The sequence below is a fragment of the Glycomyces tenuis DSM 44171 genome (assembly GCF_000427885.1).
Classification (GTDB): Bacteria; Actinomycetota; Actinomycetes; order Mycobacteriales; family Micromonosporaceae; genus Glycomyces; species Glycomyces tenuis.
On record NZ_ATYW01000015.1, the window covers coordinates 23,763 to 42,536 of the forward strand.

The 18,774-nt window shown below is 73.5% G+C and carries 14 protein-coding genes and 1 pseudogene; 10 read left to right on the forward strand and 5 right to left on the reverse strand.

The window, feature by feature from the left end; genetic code table 11:
- Positions 1 to 49: 49 nt before the first annotated feature.
- The 4 genes from YWW_RS0116095 to YWW_RS0116110 are packed head-to-tail and all read right to left on the reverse strand — an operon-like array spanning position 50 to position 4,452.
- Positions 50 to 718 carry a hypothetical protein gene (locus YWW_RS0116095; RefSeq protein ID WP_026930912.1) on the reverse strand — a complete coding sequence of 223 codons (669 nt, stop codon included), beginning with the start codon at positions 716 to 718 and terminating at the stop codon, positions 50 to 52.
- Positions 719 to 726: 8 nt separating this feature from the next.
- A complete protein-coding gene (locus YWW_RS30950; protein ID WP_051325908.1) occupies positions 727 to 3,384 on the reverse strand; it encodes an FtsK/SpoIIIE domain-containing protein in 2,658 nt (885 codons plus the stop codon).
- The gene (locus tag YWW_RS0116105) at positions 3,381 to 4,172 is read right to left on the reverse strand and encodes a hypothetical protein (RefSeq protein ID WP_026930913.1); all 792 of its coding nucleotides are present in this window, start codon (positions 4,170 to 4,172) and stop codon (positions 3,381 to 3,383) included. Before YWW_RS0116105 ends, YWW_RS30950 begins: the two co-directional genes overlap by 4 nt.
- 13 nt (positions 4,173 to 4,185) lie before the next feature.
- Positions 4,186 to 4,452: a hypothetical protein gene (locus YWW_RS0116110; protein ID WP_211228590.1), complete on the reverse strand. Its 267-nt coding sequence runs from the start codon at positions 4,450 to 4,452 to the stop codon at positions 4,186 to 4,188.
- 203 nt (positions 4,453 to 4,655) lie between these two features.
- On the opposite strand from YWW_RS0116110, the gene phoH2 reads away from it, so the two are divergent.
- The 4 genes from phoH2 to YWW_RS38265 all read left to right on the forward strand — a co-directional run bounded on the left by phoH2 (position 4,656) and on the right by YWW_RS38265 (position 7,902).
- A complete protein-coding gene (phoH2, locus tag YWW_RS0116115; protein ID WP_026930915.1) occupies positions 4,656 to 5,939 on the forward strand; it encodes an RNA 5'-3' helicase PhoH2 in 1,284 nt (427 codons plus the stop codon).
- Between the two features lie 69 nt (positions 5,940 to 6,008).
- Positions 6,009 to 6,692 (forward strand): aggregation-promoting factor C-terminal-like domain-containing protein, encoded by a 684-nt coding sequence (locus YWW_RS0116120; RefSeq protein WP_026930916.1) that lies wholly within the window; start codon positions 6,009 to 6,011, stop codon positions 6,690 to 6,692.
- Between the two features lie 79 nt (positions 6,693 to 6,771).
- Complete coding sequence (locus YWW_RS0116125; protein ID WP_026930917.1) at positions 6,772 to 7,455, forward strand: aggregation-promoting factor C-terminal-like domain-containing protein; 684 nt, start codon at positions 6,772 to 6,774, stop codon at positions 7,453 to 7,455.
- Between the two features lie 84 nt (positions 7,456 to 7,539).
- Positions 7,540 to 7,902 (forward strand): DUF2784 domain-containing protein, encoded by a 363-nt coding sequence (locus tag YWW_RS38265; protein WP_425402700.1) that lies wholly within the window; start codon positions 7,540 to 7,542, stop codon positions 7,900 to 7,902.
- A gap of 39 nt (positions 7,903 to 7,941) precedes the next feature.
- Here YWW_RS38265 and YWW_RS0116130 read toward each other — a convergent pair.
- Positions 7,942 to 8,568: pseudogene (locus YWW_RS0116130) on the reverse strand (DUF998 domain-containing protein); the annotation flags it as partial.
- 173 nt (positions 8,569 to 8,741) lie between these two features.
- Between YWW_RS0116130 and YWW_RS30955 the strand changes: the two are divergent.
- The 6 genes from YWW_RS30955 to YWW_RS30970 all read left to right on the forward strand — a co-directional run bounded on the left by YWW_RS30955 (position 8,742) and on the right by YWW_RS30970 (position 18,772).
- Positions 8,742 to 10,511 carry a thioredoxin domain-containing protein gene (locus tag YWW_RS30955; protein WP_035704633.1) on the forward strand — a complete coding sequence of 590 codons (1,770 nt, stop codon included), beginning with the start codon at positions 8,742 to 8,744 and terminating at the stop codon, positions 10,509 to 10,511.
- Positions 10,512 to 11,153: 642 nt separating this feature from the next.
- Positions 11,154 to 12,842: an ABC transporter transmembrane domain-containing protein gene (locus tag YWW_RS0116140; protein WP_155830209.1), complete on the forward strand. Its 1,689-nt coding sequence runs from the start codon at positions 11,154 to 11,156 to the stop codon at positions 12,840 to 12,842.
- Entirely contained in the window at positions 12,839 to 14,584 is a 1,746-nt protein-coding gene (locus YWW_RS0116145; protein WP_026930920.1) for an ABC transporter ATP-binding protein, read from the forward strand. Before YWW_RS0116140 ends, YWW_RS0116145 begins: the two co-directional genes overlap by 4 nt.
- Positions 14,585 to 14,714: 130 nt before the next feature.
- On the forward strand, positions 14,715 to 15,620 hold the full coding sequence (locus YWW_RS30960; protein WP_051325909.1) for an alpha/beta fold hydrolase: 906 nt from the start codon (positions 14,715 to 14,717) through the stop codon (positions 15,618 to 15,620).
- A gap of 344 nt (positions 15,621 to 15,964) precedes the next feature.
- Positions 15,965 to 17,845, forward strand: a complete 1,881-nt coding sequence (locus YWW_RS30965) for a serine hydrolase domain-containing protein (protein ID WP_051325910.1) — start codon at positions 15,965 to 15,967, stop codon at positions 17,843 to 17,845.
- Positions 17,846 to 17,857: 12 nt separating this feature from the next.
- Positions 17,858 to 18,772 carry a DUF7134 domain-containing protein gene (locus YWW_RS30970; protein ID WP_051325911.1) on the forward strand — a complete coding sequence of 305 codons (915 nt, stop codon included), beginning with the start codon at positions 17,858 to 17,860 and terminating at the stop codon, positions 18,770 to 18,772.
- Positions 18,773 to 18,774 lie beyond the last annotated feature (2 nt).

The following is an 18,774-nucleotide window of genomic DNA, read 5'->3' on the forward strand; positions in this document are numbered from 1 at the left end:
TCACGTTTCGGGGACGCATCAGGTGTACCTCATGGCGGCAAGTCGGCTGTCACGTCCCCCGCAGGAACACCCCCGCCAGCGCGCATGTGGCGACGACGGCCGCGGCGACGCACGCGATCGTCTGGGTGGGGCGGGGCCGCACCCGGTACTGCCAGGACAGCCACGCGCCGAGGACGATCGGGCCGGCGGCGACGCCCGCGAACAGGGTCGCCGCCGCCAGGGCCCGGCGGAGCGCGACGGCGTCGCCGGGGTCGGCGGTGAGGGTCCAGGCGGCGAGGGCGACGGCGGCCGCGCCGAGGGCGGCGCCGATGCCGGCGGCGGCCGGTTCGGTGTGGCGGGGCGCGTCGATGGGCAGTTCACCCTGCCGGGCGAGTTCGAGCAGGCGTCCGGCGCGGGCGATGCGGGCGCGGACCGCGGCGGCGTCCGCGCTCTCCCCCGCCGGTCCGGCGGGGGGGACCTGGCCGGTGCGGCGGGGGCCGACGAAGCCGCCGAGGGCCCGCCACAGCTCCGTGACGGCCTTGTCGGTCTCGGCGACCAGGGCGGTGGCCTCGGCGGCGGCGCGGTCGGCCTCGCCGCGCCGCTCGCGGGCGGCCCGGACGGCGGCGGCGAGCGATGCGGTCTCGGCCCGGTAGGCGTCGCGGGCGGAGCGGATCTCGGCGTCGGCGGCCTCGCGTTCGCTGCGGTAGCGGGCGACGGCGTCGGCGTATTCGGTGTCCATGGCGCCTCTCAGAGCGGGCCGTCGAGGACGGCGGTCGGTCGCGGGAGGCCTTCGGTGGCGCGGTAGGGGATGACCACGTGCGGGGCGCGGTGCCGGGCGCGGTCGAAGTAGAGGCCGCGCCTCGCCCGGGGGTACCAGGCGGGGCCGCCGGAGGCCGGTGAGAGCGGCGCGAGTTCGGGGCCCTGGACGTCGAGGGCGAGCCAGGCGTCGACGGCGTCGAAGCGGGCGGCGAAGCCGCCGAGGTCTTCGCGCAGTCGCGGGACGGACCGCCACCAGCCGAGGGTGTGGAGGTGGCGTTCGGGGCCGTCCAGGAGCATCGAGCGGAACGACGCGGCCTCGGCGGCGTCGAGGCGGGGCGAGCCGGCGTCGACGGCGTACAGCAGCACGAGCCGGAAGGCGCCGTCGGCGCGCGTCTGCCAGTCCTTGCAGGTCTCGGCGAGGCCGTCGTGCCAGGCGACGTCGGCGCCTTCGGTCTCGAGGGCGGCGGCGAGGGCGAGGGCCCCGGCGGCGGCGTCGGGTTCGAGGCAGCACAGGTCGACGGCGACGGTCTGGGCGCGGGCGGCGGAGAGCGCGGCGGCGGCGAGGACGTCGGCGGCCTCGGCGGTGCGGGTGCCGAGGACGGCGAGGTTGCGGCCGGGCGCGCGGTGGAGGGCGAGCTCGGCGGGCCTGGCGGCGACGTCGATCGTCTGGCCCAGCAGCGCCGTCTCGGTCCGCGGCACCTGTCCGGTGAACGCGGGGACGAGGTCGCCGTCGAACAGCATAGGCGGGGTGTTGCCTTCGGGCCTGGCCTCCCACAGCCGCCGCTGGAGCGGCTCCCAGGCGGCCGCGTGTCCCGCGTTCGGGAGGGCGACGGTGGTGTTGGCGCCGGGCACGCCGGATTCGGCGTTGACGATGGCGTGAAAGCGCGGGACGGTGTCGGCGGCGTGGTTGTTCTCGGCGAGGACGCGGCGGGCCTTCGGCAGGGCGATCCGCATCGTGAACTGGGCGACCAGGCTGGGGCGCCCCCACAGCGCCTCGATGCCCGCGACGTCCTGCGAGGCGAGGACGAGGTGGATGCCCTGGCCGCGCCCGCGCCTGGCGAGGTCTTCGAGCAGGCTCACGGCCTCGTCGGTGACCGCGTCGCGGGCTTCGAGGAGGACCTGGAACTCGTCGACCATGGCGACGATGCGGGGCCAGTGCCCGCCGGGGTCGGCCTCGCGGAGCTCTTCGAGCTTGGTGGCCTCGTGGGCCTTGGCGGCCTCGGCGCGGCGGCGCAGTTCGGCCTTGAGGTGCCGCAGGAGCGCGAGCCCGAATTCGCGGTCGTCGTTGATGTTGACGCCGACGAGGCGGACGTGCGGGAGCCAGGTGGGGTCCCTCCTGCCCGCGGCGAAGCGGGCGAAGGAGACGCCCTCTTTGAAGTCGAGGAGGTACAGCGCGAGCTCGTCGGGGTGGTAGGTGGAGGCGAGCGCGGCGATCCAGGCGTAGAGGAGGTTGGTCTTGCCCGAGCCGGAGGGGCCGCCGACGAGCGCGTGCGGCGGGTCGTCGCCCAGGGCGACGCGGGCGACGTCGCCGGTGGGGCGCTCGCCGAGGGCGACGTCGAGGCCGCCCGCGGAGCTGGCGGCCCACAGCCGGGCGGGGAGCAGGTCGACCAGGCGGGCCGGTTCCCGGCCGGCGAGGTGCTTCTCGGCGACGGCCTTGGCGGCGGCGGTGACGGTGCGCGCGGGCGGGGCGGGGTCGAGCCGGAGGCGGGCGCCGGGCAGGCCGGTGTAGGCGGTGGCGCTCAGGCGGAGCGGGTCGTCGGTCTCGGCCGGGTCCTCGCCGAGGGGGCCGTCGCCGACGGCGACGAGGTGGACGCCGGCGCCGACGCCGGTGCGCCGCAGGCGGGCGAGCTGGGCTCGCTCGTGGGCGGTCCAGGCGGCGATGTCGGAGTTGAGCAGGACGAGGACGCGCCAGGGCTCGGGGCGCCGCCCGGTGGCGGCGGCGAGCTCGGCGAGGGTGGCGTGCTCGCCCGCGAGGACGTCGGCGTTGACGCGCCTGACGTCTTCGACGAGCGCGTCGAGCGCGTCGCGCAGCCCCGAGGGCCCGATGAAGGACAGCAGGCCGGCCTTGCCGAGGGGCGCGAAGGAGGCGAGGGAGCCGCCGAGGCGCTCGGGGTCGTAGACGTGGAGGCGGACGGCCCCGGCGGGGGCGGCGCCGACGGCCCGCAGCAGCAGGCCGGGCAGGGCCGCGGCGGCGTCGGAGGCGATGCGCAGGTGGGCGCGGTCGAGGAGGGCGACGAGCGCGGGCAGCGCGGGGGTGCCGCAGGCACTGCCGTCGAAGGCGCTCTCGTCGAGGGCGCCGACGCGCAGGAGCGGGGCGGGGCCCCTGCCGGGCGCCGGGTAGGGGATCCAGCCGTCCCAGGACGCGCCGGCCGCGGTGGGCGCGGCGAGGGCCGCGGCGTCGGCGACGGCCTGGGCGCCGGCGCGGACCGCGTGCGCCCGCCTCGCCTCGAGGGTGGCGGCCACGCGCTCGTGGACGGCGCCGAGCCCGGCCTGCCTGCGTTCGGCGGCGCCGATGGCGACCTCGGTCTCGGCGCGCGCGGCCGATGCGGCCGTCGCGGCGCGTTCGGCGAGTTCGCGGGCCTCGCCGCGGGCGGTGCTCAGTTCCTCGGCCATCGCGGCCACCAGTCGCCTGCGCCAGCTGCTCATCGTCGGCCTTTCCGCTCGCTCGTGCCGGTGCTCGTGCGGGGGAGCCGGTGGAGGGCGGCGACCAGGGCCGGGCCGAGGGCGGCGGTCTCGGCCGCGTCGCCGCGGCGCCGCGCGGGGCCGAGGGTGCAGGCGGCGGCGAGGGCGGCCGCGAGGTGCTCGGCGTCGACGCCGGGGACGAGGGCGCGGACGCGGTCGGCGCAGCGGTCGCGCAGCACCGGCAGGTCGCGGGCGGTGGGGGCGCGGCCGAGGTGCTCGGCGGCGAGGGCGCGGACGAGCGGCCAGGCGAGGCCGGGGAGTTTGACGCCGGTCTCGGGTCCGGCGTCGCGCAGGCGGCGGTGGTAGGTCGCGGCCGAGCCGTCGGCGGCGGCCTTGAGCAGCTCGTTGAACAGGGCCGTGGGGGCGGCCTGCGCGGGTGCGGGCGTGCCGGTGCGGCGGCACAGCTCGTCGACGCGCTCGGTCCACCACTGCCGGGGGTCGACGGCCGCGGCCGGTTTCGGGGCGGGCCCGGTCGCGGCCGGGGCGGCGCCGGCCGCGGCTGCGGCGGCGCCGATGGCCTCGAGGTAGTCGTCGACGGCCGTGCCCGCTTCGGCCAGGCGGGTGCGCGCGGCGGCGAGGTGCTCGCGGGCGGCGCCGAGGCGGTGGAGGCCGAGTTCGGCGCCCGATTCCCTGGCGGCCTCCCGCAGCTCGGCCAGGGCGCGGTCGAGGTGGTCGTCGGCGGCGGCCAGGCCTGTGGCGGGCAGCTCGGCGGCGAGGGCGCGGAGCCCGCTGGCGAGGGCGGCGACGTCCACAGGGGCTCCGTTCTCAGAGGGTGGAGGCGTAGCCTTCGGCCTGCTCGGCGGCGGCGAAGGTGGCGGCGAGGGACTGTTCGAGTTCGGCGGCGGCCTGCGCGAGCGCGGCCTGGGCGGTGGCGACGGCGTCGTGGCCCGAGCCGGCCGTGACGGCCGACAGGCGCCCCTGGGCGGCCTCGATGTTCTGGCTGGCGGCGGTGATGGCGGCCTGGCCGTCGCGGACCTGCTGGAGGGCGGCGGCGATGGCCGATTTGAGTTCGGCGACGCTCACGGTGGACACGATGTTCATTCTCACCGAAAGTGGGGCGACTTTCCGTGATCGGTCCATAACCGGGCGTGTCTATTTTGTCGGATTCCCGACGCGCCAGTGACCTCGAGTTACGGTTTCAACGCATTTAACGGTAGCGAAGTGACACACCTCCCAACTAGAGTGTGAATACCAACGGGGCTGGTCCCCCACACATCGACACCCGGGAGGCGACCGTGCTGACACAGCGCACCTACGTCCTCGACACCTCGGTTCTGCTATCGGATCCTGGAGCGTTCTCACGGTTCGACGAACATCACGTGGTCGTCCCGCTCGTGGTCATCGGCGAACTGGAGGGGAAGCGGCACCATCCCGAACTCGGCTGGTTCGCCCGCGAATGCCTCCGGCGCCTCGACGAGCTCCGCGTCCGGCACGGGCGCCTCGACGAGCCGATCGCGATCGGCGAGGCCGGCGGGACCTTCCGGGTCGAGCTCAACCACGTCGACACCTCCGGCCTGCCGGCGGGCTTCGCCGTCGACGCCAACGACTCGCGCATCCTGGCCGTCGCCCACAGCCTCGGCGAGGAGGGGCAGAGCACCGTTCTGGTCACGAACGACATGCCGCTGCGCGTCAAGGCCGCGGCCGTCGGCGTCCCCGCCGAGGAGTACCGCCACGGCCAGGCCGTCGACCCCACCTGGTCCGGCATGGCCGAGATCGCGGTCGCCGACGAGGACATCGACCGGCTCTTCAACGGCGAGGACGTCGACCTGCCGCCCGAGACGGGCCTGCCCTGCCACACCGGCCTCGTCCTCGGCGGCTCCGGCGCCTCGGCGCTGGGGCGCGTCACCGCCGACAAGAAGATCCGGCTCGTCCGCGGCCGGGAGGCCTTCGGCATCCACGGCCGCTCCGCCGAGCAGCGCGTCGCCCTCGATCTGCTCCTGGACCCCGAGATCGGCATCGTCTCCCTGGGCGGCAAGGCCGGCACGGGCAAGTCGGCCCTCGCGCTGTGCGCCGGGCTCGAGCAGGTCCTGGAGCGGGAGGTCCACAAGAAGGTCATCGTCTTCCGCCCGCTGTACGCCGTCGGCGGGCAGCAGCTGGGCTACCTGCCCGGCACCGAGGGCGAGAAGATGAGCCCGTGGGGCCAGGCCGTGTTCGACACGCTCGGCGCGGTCACCGACGACAACGTCATCACCGAGGTCCTCGAGCGCGGCATGCTCGAGGTGCTGCCGCTGACCCACATCAGGGGCCGCAGCCTCCACGACGCGTTCGTCATCGTCGACGAGGCCCAGTCCCTGGAGCGCGGCGTGCTGCTGACCGTGCTCTCGCGCATCGGCCAGGGCTCGAAGGTCGTCCTCACGCACGACGTGGCCCAGCGGGACAACCTCCGGGTCGGCCGGCACGACGGCGTCGCCTCCGTCATCGACGTCCTCAAAGGACACCCACTGTTCGCGCACGTCACCCTCACGCGAAGTGAGCGCTCCGAGATCGCGGAGATGGTCACCAACCTGCTCGAAGGCTAGCGGCCCGGCTCTGTCATGCTGTGTCGCGGGCACATGTGGACACGTGCCCGCGACACAGGAGTTGAGCGAATGATCCCACTGCTGACCCGGTACGGTTCGAAACTCGCCGCCGTCCTCGTCCTCGCACTCGGGGCCGTCATCACCGTCAGCGCCATCAGCGACACCCCGGCCGAGGACGACGCCGCCCACCCCAGCCAGGCCGCCGCCGAACAGCAGGCCGAAGCCGAAGCGGCGTACGAGGAAGTGCGATTCCAGCACGTCAACTACATCGCCGAGACCGCGGGCGCCGACGTCGACACCAAGGCCGCGGCCGTCGCCGACTACGCGGTCTCCAAGGCCGAAGGCCTCGACGACGCCGAAGCCGAGGCACAAGCGGCCGCCGAGGCCGCCGCCGCCGCGGAAGCGGCGAACAACAACCCCACCTCAGTGGACATCCCCTCCAGCTGCGACGAGTTCTCCGGCAACCGAGCCACCGGCTGCGCCATCAACCTCGAATGGGGCTTCGACCTCGAGCAGTTCGGCTGCCTCGAGGCGCTGTGGAGCAGGGAGTCGGGCTGGAACGAGCTGGCCGCGAACTCGATCGGCGCCTACGGCATCCCCCAGGCCCTGCCCGGATCGAAGATGTCCAGCGAGGGCGACGACTGGGAGACCAACCCGGTCACCCAGATCCGCTGGGGCCTGGGCTACATCGAAGGCCGCTACGGCACCCCCTGCGCGGCCTGGGAGCACTCCGAGAACAACGGCTGGTACTGAAACCCCGACCCCTTTGTCCCCCGATGGTCCGCGCCCGCCCCGGCGGCGCGGACCGCGACCGCTCACAGGAGCCGACGACATGATCCCCCTGCTGACCCGCCACGCGGCCCGGCTCGCCGCCGTCCTCGTCCTCGCGCTCGGCGCGGTCATCGCCGTCAGCGCCATCAGCGACACCCCGGCCGAGGACGACGCCGCCCACCCCAGCCAGGCCGCCGCCGAACAGCAGGCCGAGGCCGAAGCGGCGTACGAGCAGACCAGGACGCTGCACCTCAACTACATCGAGGCGACCGCCGGGGCCGACGTCGACACCAAGGCCGCGGCCGTCGCCGACTACGCGGTCTCCAAGGCCGAAGGCCTCGACGACGCCGAAGCCGAAGCCCAAGCGGCCGCCGAGGCCGCCGCCGCCGCGGAGGCCGCGAACAGCAACCCCACCTCAGTGGACATCCCCTCCAGCTGCGACGAGTTCTCCGGCAACCGAGCCACCGGCTGCGCGATCACCCTCGACTGGGGCTTCGACCTCGAGCAGTTCGCGTGCCTGGAGCAACTCTGGTCCAAGGAGTCGGGCTGGAACGAGCTGGCCGCGAACTCGATCGGCGCCTACGGCATCCCCCAGGCCTACCCGGGTTCCAAGATGGCCACCGAAGGCGACGACTGGGAGACCAACCCGGTCACCCAGATCAACTGGGGCCTGGGCTACATCCAGGGGAAGTACGACACCCCCTGCGGAGCGTGGGCCCAGTCCGAGTCCGAGGGCTTCTACTGACACGGGCCGCCGGAAGCTGGATAATAGGGGCATAGCCACCGCCGGAGGTGCGGCATGCCCTACGGGCTCCTAGCGGACCTCACGATGACCGCCCACTTCTTGTTCCTGGCGTTCCTGCTGCTGGGCGGCTTCGTGGCGTGGCGGTGGCGCCGAGTCTGGTTCGTCCACGCCGCCACCGCCGCCTACGCCCTCGTCCACGTCGTGACCGGCACCGACTGCCCGCTAACGCCGCTGGAGCACGAGCTCCGGCTCCGCGCCGGCCAGGCCGGCATGGAAGCGGGCGGCTTCACCGGCACGCACCTCGAGGACGTCATCTACCCCGCCGAACTCACGACCGAGGTACGCTGGGCGGCCCTCGTCGTCATAGCCGTATCGTGGCTCGGCCTGCTGCTGCTGATCCGCCGCGACCGGCGCCGCGGGCGCCGCCGCGGCGAACTCGCGTCCTGAACCGGCCCGCCGCTCGCGCAGCCAGCCGCCGAGGACGGCCAGCGCCACCAGCTCCGAACCGACCGTCGTGCGCTGCAGGAGACCGGCCGCGTACGCGCCCGGTTCGCGCGGCACGCCGAACCACTCCATGACGTACGGCGTCGAGCACGAGACCAACGCGAGGAGCCCGATCCAGCTGAAGACCGCGACCGCCCGGCGGACCGGCGCCGGGCACCGCTCCCCGCCGTCGGCGCTCTTCGCCCAGCGGCTGAAGGCCAGGCCCATGAGCGCCATCGTCGCGAACGCGCAGAACGCCGAGTAGCGGTGGATCGCCGAGACCACCGAGACCTCGTCGAGCCCGGGCGGGTCGGTCGGGAACAGCGCCACCAGCGCCAGGAACCCGGCCCAGACCAGGAGCATCCGGCTCAGCCAGCGGGGGGCGCCGGCCCTGCGCGCGGCGAAGGCGAAGGCGCACGCGCCGCCGCCGAACAGCGCCAGGGACACCGGCAGCAGCCAGCCCAGCGGCGTGTAGAGATGCAGACTGATGACGACGTCGACCGGGTTCAGTCCCGAGGTCGCGTGCAGCACGACCATGGAGACCAGGCCCGTGCCGAGCAGCGCGAAGCCGGCGGTCGTCAACCGCTGCAAGGTGATGTCGTGAACTCGCTGGGGGGCTTGTGAACTCATGCCCTCAAGGCTCGCCGCGGAACGGCGCGGGCGCAGTGACGCGGGCGCCCCACTTCACCGCCCAGCCTGCCCCCGCCGCCCGGTACAGCCAGCCTTACCCCCGCCTTCCGGCGTGCCGCCGCCACGCCAGCTCACCGCGTCCCCTCCGGCTCCGCGTGTGACAGTCTGGAGGCATGAACGAGCTCGCCGACGCCCTCTCGCCGTACCTGCGCCAGCACGCCGACAACCCGGTCGCGTGGCGCCAGTGGAGCCCGGAGGCGCTCGCCGAGGCCGAGCGCCGCGACGTCCCGCTGCTCATCAGCATCGGCTACTCCACCTGCCACTGGTGCCACGTCATGGCGCACGAGTCGTTCGAGGACGCGACCGTGGCGGCGTCGATGAACGAGCGGTTCGTGCCCGTCAAGGTCGACCGGGAGGAGCGCCCCGACCTCGACGCGGTGTACATGCAGGCGACCATGGCGATCACCGGGCAGGGCGGCTGGCCGATGACCGTGTTCGCCTTCCCCGACGGCACCCCGTTCTTCGCCGGCACCTACTTCCCCAAGCCGCACTTCCTGCGGCTGCTCGACGCCGTGCACACCGCGTGGACCGAGCAGCGCGAAGAGCTTCGCAGCCAAGGAGCGGCGATCGTCCAGGCGAGCGCGCAGACCGGCCCGCCGTTCGCCGACATCACGGTGGCCTGCCCGCTGGACGGCCCGTGTCCCCCGGCCCCGCCGGTGCGCACCGAGATGCTCGACAGTGCCGCGCGGGCCCTCCTGGCCTCGGCCGACCGCACCAACGGCGGATTCGGGACCGCCCCGAAGTTCCCCAGCGTCCCCTCGCTGCGGTTCCTGCTGGACCACTACGTGCGCAGCGGCGACGAGGCGGCGCTGGACCACGTCAGGCTCACCGCCGAGCGGATGGCCCGCGGCGGGATCTACGACCAGCTCGCCGGCGGCTTCGCCCGCTACAGCGTCGACGAGGCGTGGGTGGTGCCGCACTTCGAGAAGATGCTGTACGACAACGCCGAGCTGCTGTGGCTGTACGCGCGGCTGTACGGCGAAGGCGAGCTGTACGCGCGGGTGGCCGACGAGACCGCCGCGTTCCTGTTGGAGCACTTCTCGACCGCCGAGGGCGGCTTCGCGGCGGCGTTCGACGCCGACACCGGCGGCGTCGAGGGCCTGACGTACGTGTGGACCTTCCAGGACCTGACCGAGACGCTCGGCGTGGACGACGCGGCCTGGGCGGCCGAGGCCTTCGGGCTGGCCGAAGGCCGACCGAACTTCGAACACGACGCGAACGTGCTGCTCCTGCCGCGCGATCCGGCCGACGGCGCGCGGCTGGCGGCGATCCGGCACCGCCTGCTGGCCGCCCGCAGGGGGCGGCCGCAGCCGGGCCGCGACGACAAGGTGGTGGCCGCCTGGAACGGCCTGGCGATCGCGGCCTTGGCCGAGTACTCGTCCCGGACAGGTCACCGCGACTCGCTCCTGGCGGCCGAGCGGGCCGCCGAGACGCTGGCGCGCCTCCACTTGGGCGAGGACGACCGCCTGGCACGGGCCTCACTGGGCGGCACGGCGTCCGAGGCGCCGGGCGTGCTGGAGGACTACGCGGCGGTGGCGCTGGGCTTCCTGCGCCTCGGCGGGGCCTGGACCGAGCGGGCGGCGGCGCTGCTGGAGCAGATCCGCGGCCGCTTCACCGACGGCCTGGGCGGCTTCCACGACACGGCGACCGACGCCGAGGCGCTGGTGACGCGGCCGGCGGACGTGCACGACGGCCCGACGGCCTCGGGCTGGGCCCTGGCCGCGACGGCGCTGCTGGAGGCGTTCCAGGCGACGGGCGATGAGACGTACAAGGACGACGCGTGGAGGGCGATCGCGAGGGCCGAACCGGCGATGAGCGCCAACCCGAGGTTCACTTCGGGGCTCCACAGCGCGGCCGAGGCCCTGGCGAGGATACAGAGGTGACCCCGCGCGCACCGGACAGTCATCCACAGGCGAACCGATCCCCGAGCATAACTCACCAAGCGCATTGAACAGGGAAAACACCACCTGCTCGCGAAGTTATCCACAGGCCGAAAAAGCATCCTTGAAAGTCTTGACTACGCGTGAGAGTGTCCATACAAAAACGGATACAGCGCTGGTAGTTCCTCTGACTTTCCTCTGCCTCTGTAGGCAGGCAGTGCGAGTGGGATCCGCGGGCACCGCCATAGAAGATCGCGCGCGGGTCGCTCCCGCGCGCGGCGCCTACAGAGGTCCCGCGGGAAACGGCGCGGGCGAGCGGGACCGGCCACCTCGCCCGCCCGCGCCAAACCCTCACGCACCGCGCACCCCACCACACCACTGGGCCAGACCCGGTTCGCGAGCAGGGCACAACCCGGCCAGCGCCCGGCCAGCGATGAACGCACGGCGGTCAGTACTCGGCCGGCGAGGAGCGCAGCCCAGCCAGTACCCGGTCAGCACTCGGCCAGCGTGAGCACTGCCCGGTCAGTGCTCAATCAGTGCCCGATCAGTGATGATTGCGGGGCCCGTCACAGGCGGCGCTCATCACGGCCGTATCGCCGGAAAACGCATTGCCGGCACCGGGAACCTTCCTTACGTTTGAACCTTGTGAAGCCGAACCCGCTGCGCCCCGTCCCGCCCTCCCCGGCCGACATCCCCACCACCCCGTGGCGGTACCTCTGGCAGGTCGCGCGGGCGCAGACCTCGCGAGTGCTCCTCGGATTCCTTGCGCTGAGCGTCTCTGGCACGGCCTGGATCCTGCTGCCGTGGGTGATCTCCAAAGTCATCGACGAGGTGATCATCGCCCGCTCCACCGCGACACTGCTCCCCTGGTCGCTCGCGCTCGTCGCGACGGCGATCGCCAGCTCCTGGATCTTCGTCGCCGGGTACCGCTTCCTGTTCATGGCCGAGTCGCACTCGCGCGTCGGCACTGTCGAGGCGCTCACCGACCACCTGAACACCGCCGGCACCGGCGTGCGCGGGAGCGTCTCCCCCGGCGAGATGGTCAACCTCTCCACCGAGGACACCCACAAGACCGGCTCGTTCATCTTCCAGCTCGGCTTCGGCTGGATGGGCCTGGTCATGCTCGCCGTCGGCACCGTCATCCTGTGGAACACCGACACCAGGCTCGGCGCCGTCGCCGCCGGCGGCGTGTTCGCCATCGGCTTCCTCGTCGGCCCCCTCCTCGGCCGGCTCCAGCACCACCAGATCGCCTACCGCGCAAGCGTCGCCACCCTCACCGGGCAGGCCGCCGACGTCGTCGGGGGCCTGCGGGTGCTGCGAGGCGTCGGCGGCGAGGCCCAGTTCTCCCAGCGCTACCGCGCCGCCTCGGCGGAGCTGCGCGAGGCCGGCTACGGGGTCGCCACCGCCGACTCGTGGGTGCAGGGCCTGCGGGCGAGCCTGCCGCTCGCACTCATCGCCGTCGTCACCTGGGTCGGGGCGCGCCTGGCCTTGGACGAGGCCATCACCATCGGCGAGCTGTCGGCCGCCTTCGGCATGACCGCACTCCTCGCCCAGCACGCCGGCGCCCTCATCGGCATGGCGCAGGCCGTCATCGCCGCGCAGGTCTCCTCGCGGCGGCTGACCGCGTTCTTCAAGACCGGGCCCGACATCGCCGACGGCGGCACCCGGCGCGAGGCCAGCGGCATCCTGCGCGACCGGGAGAGCGGGCTGGCCGTCGAACCGGGGAAGCTCACCGTCGTCGTCAGCGCCGAAGGGAAGCCCGCCGCGCTCGCCCTCGAGCGCCTCGCCCGCTACCGTGACTCGCAGGCCGAGTGGGGCGGCGTGCCGCTCGCCGAGCTGGAGCTCGACGCGGTCCGCGAAGGCGTCCTGCTGCTGCGCGAGGACTACCTGTTCGCGCAGAGCCTCGGCGAGACCCTCCGGGTCGAGCCCGAGGCGGCCATGCGCGCCATCCGGGTCGCCTGCGCCGAGGACGTCCACTCCAGCCTCGGCTCGACGCTCGACGGGGAGGTCACCAACGGCGGGCGCAACCTCTCCGGCGGCCAGCGCCAGCGCCTGCGGCTGGCCCGGGCGCTCGCGGCCGACGCCGAGACGCTGCTGGCCGTCGAGCCGACTTCGGCGGTCGACGCCCACACCGAGTCCCTCATCGCCGAGCGCGTCGCCGCGGCCCGCCGCGGGCGCACCACCGCCGTCGTCACCGCCTCGCCGCTGTGGCTGGCCCGTGCCGACGTGGTCGCGTGGATGTGGGACGGCAAGGTCCGCGCCACCGGCACCCACGCCGAGCTCTCCCTCGACGGCGAATACCGCAGCCTCACATCCCGACAGGAGTCCCGATGAGCGTCCCCTCCACCCGCCTGCCGGTTGCGGGCCGCGCCGAGATGATGCGCGCGGTCAAGCGGCTCGTCCTCGACGACAAGGCCGCCTTCGCGGGCGTCGTGGCCCTCTATGTCGCCGCGGCCGGGGCGAGCGCGGCGCTGCCGGTCATGCTCGGCGAGGTCATCGACGGCATCGGCACCGGCTGGACGGCTTCGCGGGTCGACCTGGTGTGCGCGGTCATCGCCGGGTGCGTCGTGGCGCAGTTGGTCCTCATGCGCACCGGCCGCCGCCTCGGCTACCGGCTCGGGGAGCGGGCCGCGGCCAGGCTGCGGGAGTCGTTCATCGACCGGGTGCTGCGCCTGCCGCTGGGCACCGTGGAGCGGGCCGGGACGGGCGATCTCGCCACGCGCACTTCCGGAGACGTCGGCGCGGTCGCGGAGCTGCTGCGCAAGACCGGGCCGGAGGTGGCCGTGGCGCTCATCGAGGTCGTCGTCATCACCGCCGCCGCGTTCGTGGTCAGTCCGCTGCTGGGCCTGCTGTTCCTCGTCGGCGCTCCGGCGCTGGTCCTGGCGGGGCGCCGCTATGTGCGCCTGGCCAGTCCGGTGTTCCTCAAGGAGCGGGCGGCGCTGAGCGAGATCGCCGAGACGCTGACGGCCTCGGCGGCGGGTGCGCAGGCCGTGGCGGCCTACCGGATGCAGGACGAGCGCCGTGAGGCCGGCTACGGGCGCGCGGCCGCCCACATGAAGCGGCTCAAGGGGATCGTGCGCCTCCAGACGTGGTTCTTTCCCGCCACCGACCTGGCTTTCCTGACTCCGGCGGTGGTCGTCACCGTCGTCGGCGGCCTGTGGTACATGGAGGGGTGGGTGTCGGTCGGGGAGGTCGTGGCGGTCGCGATGCTGACGCTGCGGCTGGACGGCCCGGTGTTCCGTTCCATGATGGCGCTCAGCGAGTTCCAGATGGGCGGGGCGGCGATGGCTCGTGTCGAGGGCGTGCACCTCATGCCCGACGAGGAGCGCGGCGCCGCGTCGGAGGGCGCGGAGGTGCGGCTCGACGATGTCACCTTCGGTTACGGGGACGGCCCCGACGTGCTGCACGGGTTGAGCCTGCATCCGAGGCGCGGCGAGCGCTTGGTGGTGGTCGGTCCTTCGGGGGCGGGCAAGTCGACGATCGCGCGGCTCATCGCGGGGATCGACCGCCCGCGCACCGGATCGGTGACGCTCGGCGGCGCGGCCGTCGCCGATGTTCCGCTGGAGGAGCTGCGGCGCAAGGTGATCCTGGTGACGCAGGAGCATTACATCTTCACCGCGACGTTGCGCGACAACCTGAATCTGGCCTCGCCGGAGGCCGACGACGAGCAGCTGAGGCGGGCGCTGGGGATGGTGGACGCGCGCTGGGCGGCGGATCTGCCGGACGGCCTGGACACGATGCTGGGCGAGGAGTTCCACGAGTTGAACTTGGCCGAGGCGCAGCAGCTGGCGTTGGCGCGGGTCATCCTGGCCGACCCGGACGTGGTGATCCTCGACGAGGCCACCGCGGGCATCGACCCGGGCAGCGCGGGGAGTGTGGAGGCGTCGCTGGCGGCGGCGCTGCACGGGCGCACCGTCATCGCGATCGCCCACCAGCTTCAGGCGGCCGAGGCCGCCGACCGGATCGCGGTGGTGCGGGAGGGCCGCATCGCCGAGGAGGGGACGCATGAGGAGCTGCTCGCGGCCGAGGGTGTCTACGCGGGCCTGTGGTGGGCGTGGAAGGGCGTCGCGGCCTGAGCTCGACCCGCCCGCGAAGGCGGACATACGACCCGGCCGCGCCACAAAATACCAGAAATTCGCATTTATCCCGTTACAGTGGCCTCCCATATCTCCAGCGTCGCCCAGTGATCATCGAATGGGAGTCTCCATGCCGCGCACGCCGCTTCCCTCCACCGTCCACGCACACCAGTGGGAGGGGTTCCGGTACTGCTCGCGCGTGTCCCGCTCGGCCGATCCGCGTTTCGATCCGGTGGTGCTGATCGGCGGGGCCATGCAGCGCAAGGAGGACTGGGGGCGGATCGAGCAGGGGCTGCTCGAGAGCGCCGACGTGGTCTGCCCCGACCTGCCGGGCTGGGGCGCGGCCGATCTCCTGCCGCCCCGGCACGGCTCCGAACTGCTCGCCGGGGCGCTGCGGCATCTGCTCGACGAGCTGGGCCTGGAGCGGGTCAACCTCTTCGCGGGCTCCTACGGCACGGCGATCGCCTACCGGCTCGCGCAGACCGATCCGGAGCGGGTGGCCCGAATGGCCTTGGCCGGCACCATGAGCACTATTCCCGACGGCGCCCGCCCGGCGATGCTCGGTGTCCTCGACCTCATCGCCTCGGGTGAGCGGGAACGGTTCGGGCAGGTCGCCGTCGAGACGCTCATGACCGTCGACCCGCATGCGGACATCGCCTCGGCGGCGGTGGTCAAGCGCATCCTGACGCTGCGGTTCGGGAAGCTGACCGACGACGAGCTCGACAAGTTCGTGGCGAACACCCGCCGGCTGCTCGAACGCGAGCTGGTCGACACTTCGCTGGAGCCGGTGGTGCCGACGGTGTTCCTCGTCGGGGAGCACGACACGCTCACGCCGCCGGCGCTGTGCCGCGAGTTCGCGCTGACGTGCCGGGAGAGCTGGTTCGTGGAGATGGGCCGGGCCGACCATCTCATGCACCTCGAGCGGTCCGGCGAGGTCGTCGACCTGATCACCAGGTTCTTCTCCGGCGGGGCGCTGGTCGACCTGCCGTACGCCACGACCGTGGAGGACCTGCGGCGCGTCCCGGCCCTCACCTGAGGCGGGTTCGGTCCTTTCGCCACGGGCGCTGCTGCGAAACGACGCCGCCGGATCCGGCTCTCGCGAGTCGTGATCCAGCGGCGTTTACGCTGTTCATCTGGTTGCCCATGGTGGAGCTTGCAGCGGCCTGCCCGGACCCGTCACCGCGGGTCGGCGGCCACGCGAACCGGCTCCCGGAGCCTCACCGGGCCAGTGCCCGCGCGTACGCGTTCCGTCGCGGGAAGGCTCGGGGTTGTCGGTTCTCGCCCGTGCGGGTGAGGTCGAAGACCGCTCGCGGCGGCGATGCGCCGCGGCGGTTTTCTTCCGAGTATTGATCGTGTTCACTCGCGAGCTTGGAGGACCACATGTGGAAGCCGCTGTTGGCCGGGGCCGTATCGGCGGGCATCGTGCTCGTGCCGGGCTCGGCGCAGGCCGAACCCGATGACATCTCCGCGCGGATCGAAGCGGTCGTCGTCGGCTATGTCGAGGAGGCGCGTGCGGCGCAGGAGATCCCGGGCGCCGCCGTCAGCGTCGTGGCGGACGGTGCGACCGTCTACTCCGATGGCTTCGGGCACGCCGATCTCGAGGCACGGACGCCGGTCGATCCCGAGCGCACCGGGTTCCTCATCGGGTCGCAGGCGAAGCTGCTCACCGCGCAGGCCGCACTCCGGCTCGTCGCCGAAGGCCGTCTCGACCTCGACACCGACGTCAACGAATACCTCGACGGCTTCCAGATCGAGGACGCCTACCCCGGCCGGCCGGTCACCCTGAGGCACCTGCTCACCCACACCGCCGGATTCGACGACGACCACCTCGTAGGCTCGGGCGGCACCGATCCCGCCGAGATCCCCGACTTCAGCGAGCGCATCGCCGAAGTCCAGCCCGAGCGCGTCCGGCCTCCCGGTGCATCGGTCACCTACAGCAACTACGGGTTCGCGCTCGCCGGTTACCTCGTCGAGGCCGTCTCCGGCGTCCCCTACGAGGACTACGTGGCCGAGCACGTGCTCGCACCGCTCGGCATGGACGGCACCACCGTCGCCCTTCCCTACCCCGAGGCGATCGCGGCGGCCAAAGCCACCGGGTACGCGATCCGCATGGGGCAGAACACAGCCGTCGACCTCGCCTACGCCGACTTCCCCGCCTCGGGGGCCGGGCCGGTCGCGACCTCGGCCGACATGGCCCGGTACATGGCCGCCGCCCTCGATGCCGACCCGCGGCTCGGCCCCGGCGTGGCCGAGCAGATGCTCGCCCGCCAGTACACCGAGCACGAGTCCCTGCCGGGCATGGGCTTCGGCTGGGAGCAGATCCGCGTCGCCGGCCACGACGCCTGGTTCAAGGGCGGCGACTTCCCCGGCTTCCACACCACCATGTTCCTGCTGCCCGAGTACGGGATCGGCCTCCACATCGCCGCCAACGGCGACGGCTACGGCGGTGCGGGCATCGACGGGCACGCCCTCGCCGAGCTGCTCGCTGCCGAGCTCCTGCCCGTCCTCGAGGCGCCCGCGCCCGAACCGATGCCCGGCGGCGACTCCGAGCAGTACGAAGGCCAGTACCGCTCCAGCCGCATCAGCGAGCACAGCCTCTACAAACTGCAGTCGCTCTTCGAGACCCCCGTCCGCGTCGAAGCCGCCGGCGACGGCGGCATCGTCACCCACGGGATCTGGGGGGACGGCGTCACCTGGGTCCAGGTCGCCCCCGGGCAGTTCCAGCGGCCCGGCACCTGGGACCGGCTCGTCTTCACCGAGGAGGGCACCATCGCCGTCTCCGGCGCGAGCGAGGTCCTCGTCCGCACCGGGCCGCTCGAGAGCCCTCGCCCCCATCTGGCGGTCCTCGGCCTCGGGGTCGCCGCCGCCCTCATCGGGCTCCTCTGGTTCCCTGTGGCGGCGCTGATCGCGCGCCGCCGGGGACGGGTCCGCCCGCGGACCGCCCGTGCCGCAAGCCTGACCGCCTGGGGCGCATGCGCTCTCGTCGCCACCGTCGCCGTGCTGCTGATCGGGCTCGCGGGCGAGCCGTCGGCGTTCCAGATCGCGGTCGCCACCGCCTCGGCCCCGCTGGTCGTGCTCCTCGCTGCCGCCACTCCCACCGTTCCCGCGTGCGCCGCGATGGCCGCCTTCAGCGTCCTCGCCTGGCGGCGGCGCTGGTGGCCGAAGCACGGGCGGGTCGGTTACACGATCCTCACCGCGACCACAGTCGCGTTCGCCTGCATCGCCACGGTCTATAACATGACCGGGCCCTCCTACACCTGAACACGAAACGCGATGATGCCGCTGCGAACGCTCCGGGGCCGCTGGTCCGCGCGGCCGCCATTGGCGGCCGACCTCGCGGTCGCTCTCGCCGTCCTCGCCGGGCACACCGCGCCGTTCCTGTTCACCACCCGCGTCGCCGACCCGGCCGGGGGCTGGACGCCCGCCCAGTACCTGCCGGTCCTGGCGCTGGCCGCACCGCTGGTGTGGCGGCGGCGCTCCCCGCTCGCGGTCCTGCTCGCCGTCCTCACGGCGCAGCAGGTGTACTCCGGGTTCGATCCCGACATCGCGCCCCAGGAGGTGCCGTACGCCGTCCTCGTCGCGGTCTACACGGCCGCTGCCTACGGCACCGGGCGCGCGAGGGCGTGGTCGCTGGCCGCGGTCGGCGTGATCGGCGTGGTCCAGGCCGTCCGCGTCGTCATCGGCACCACTGGCGGCGAGACCACCGCGCGCGGTCTCATCCTCATAGCGACGGCTTGGGCTCTCGGGCGGCTCACGGCCCAGCGACACGCGCTCGCCGAGAAGCTCCGCGAGGAGAAGGAGGCCGAGGCTCAGCGGGCGGCCGCCAGAGAGCGAGCGCTGATCGCCCGCGACATGCACGGCATCCTCGGCCATGCCGTCAGCCTCATGGTGGTCCAGGCCGAGGCCGGGCCCGTCGTCGTCCGCACCGATCCCGACCGGGCCGCGGCCGCCTTCGACGCCATCGCCGAATCCGGCCGCGGCGCCATGGGGCAGGTGCGCAGGCTCCTGGGCCTGTGGGAGGAGCGCGGCCGGGACGAGACGCCGCCGCCCTCGATCGACGGCATCCCGGCCCTGGTCGACAGCGCCGCCCGGGGCGGCGTCGACATCGCCCTCACCGTCTCGGGGCCCCGGCAGACCTGCCGCCGGACACCGGAGCCGCAGGCTACCGCATCGTCCAAGAAGCGCTGACC

What these genes read in the sequence shown, in the direction of transcription:
- YWW_RS0116095 (WP_026930912.1), bottom strand. Translation starts at nt 718, where the DNA reads ATGGACACCGAATACGCCGACGCCGTCGCCCGCTACCGCAGCGAACGC.
- YWW_RS30950 (WP_051325908.1), bottom strand. Translation starts at nt 3,384, where the DNA reads ATGAGCAGCTGGCGCAGGCGACTGGTGGCCGCGATGGCCGAGGAACTG.
- YWW_RS0116120 (WP_026930916.1), top strand. Translation starts at nt 6,009, where the DNA reads ATGATCCCACTGCTGACCCGGTACGGTTCGAAACTCGCCGCCGTCCTC.
- YWW_RS0116125 (WP_026930917.1), top strand. Translation starts at nt 6,772, where the DNA reads ATGATCCCCCTGCTGACCCGCCACGCGGCCCGGCTCGCCGCCGTCCTC.
- YWW_RS38265 (WP_425402700.1), top strand. Translation starts at nt 7,540, where the DNA reads ATGACCGCCCACTTCTTGTTCCTGGCGTTCCTGCTGCTGGGCGGCTTC.
- YWW_RS30955 (WP_035704633.1), top strand. Translation starts at nt 8,742, where the DNA reads ATGAACGAGCTCGCCGACGCCCTCTCGCCGTACCTGCGCCAGCACGCC.
- YWW_RS0116145 (WP_026930920.1), top strand. Translation starts at nt 12,839, where the DNA reads ATGAGCGTCCCCTCCACCCGCCTGCCGGTTGCGGGCCGCGCCGAGATG.
- YWW_RS30960 (WP_051325909.1), top strand. Translation starts at nt 14,715, where the DNA reads ATGCCGCGCACGCCGCTTCCCTCCACCGTCCACGCACACCAGTGGGAG.
- YWW_RS30965 (WP_051325910.1), top strand. Translation starts at nt 15,965, where the DNA reads ATGTGGAAGCCGCTGTTGGCCGGGGCCGTATCGGCGGGCATCGTGCTC.
- YWW_RS30970 (WP_051325911.1), top strand. Translation starts at nt 17,858, where the DNA reads ATGATGCCGCTGCGAACGCTCCGGGGCCGCTGGTCCGCGCGGCCGCCA.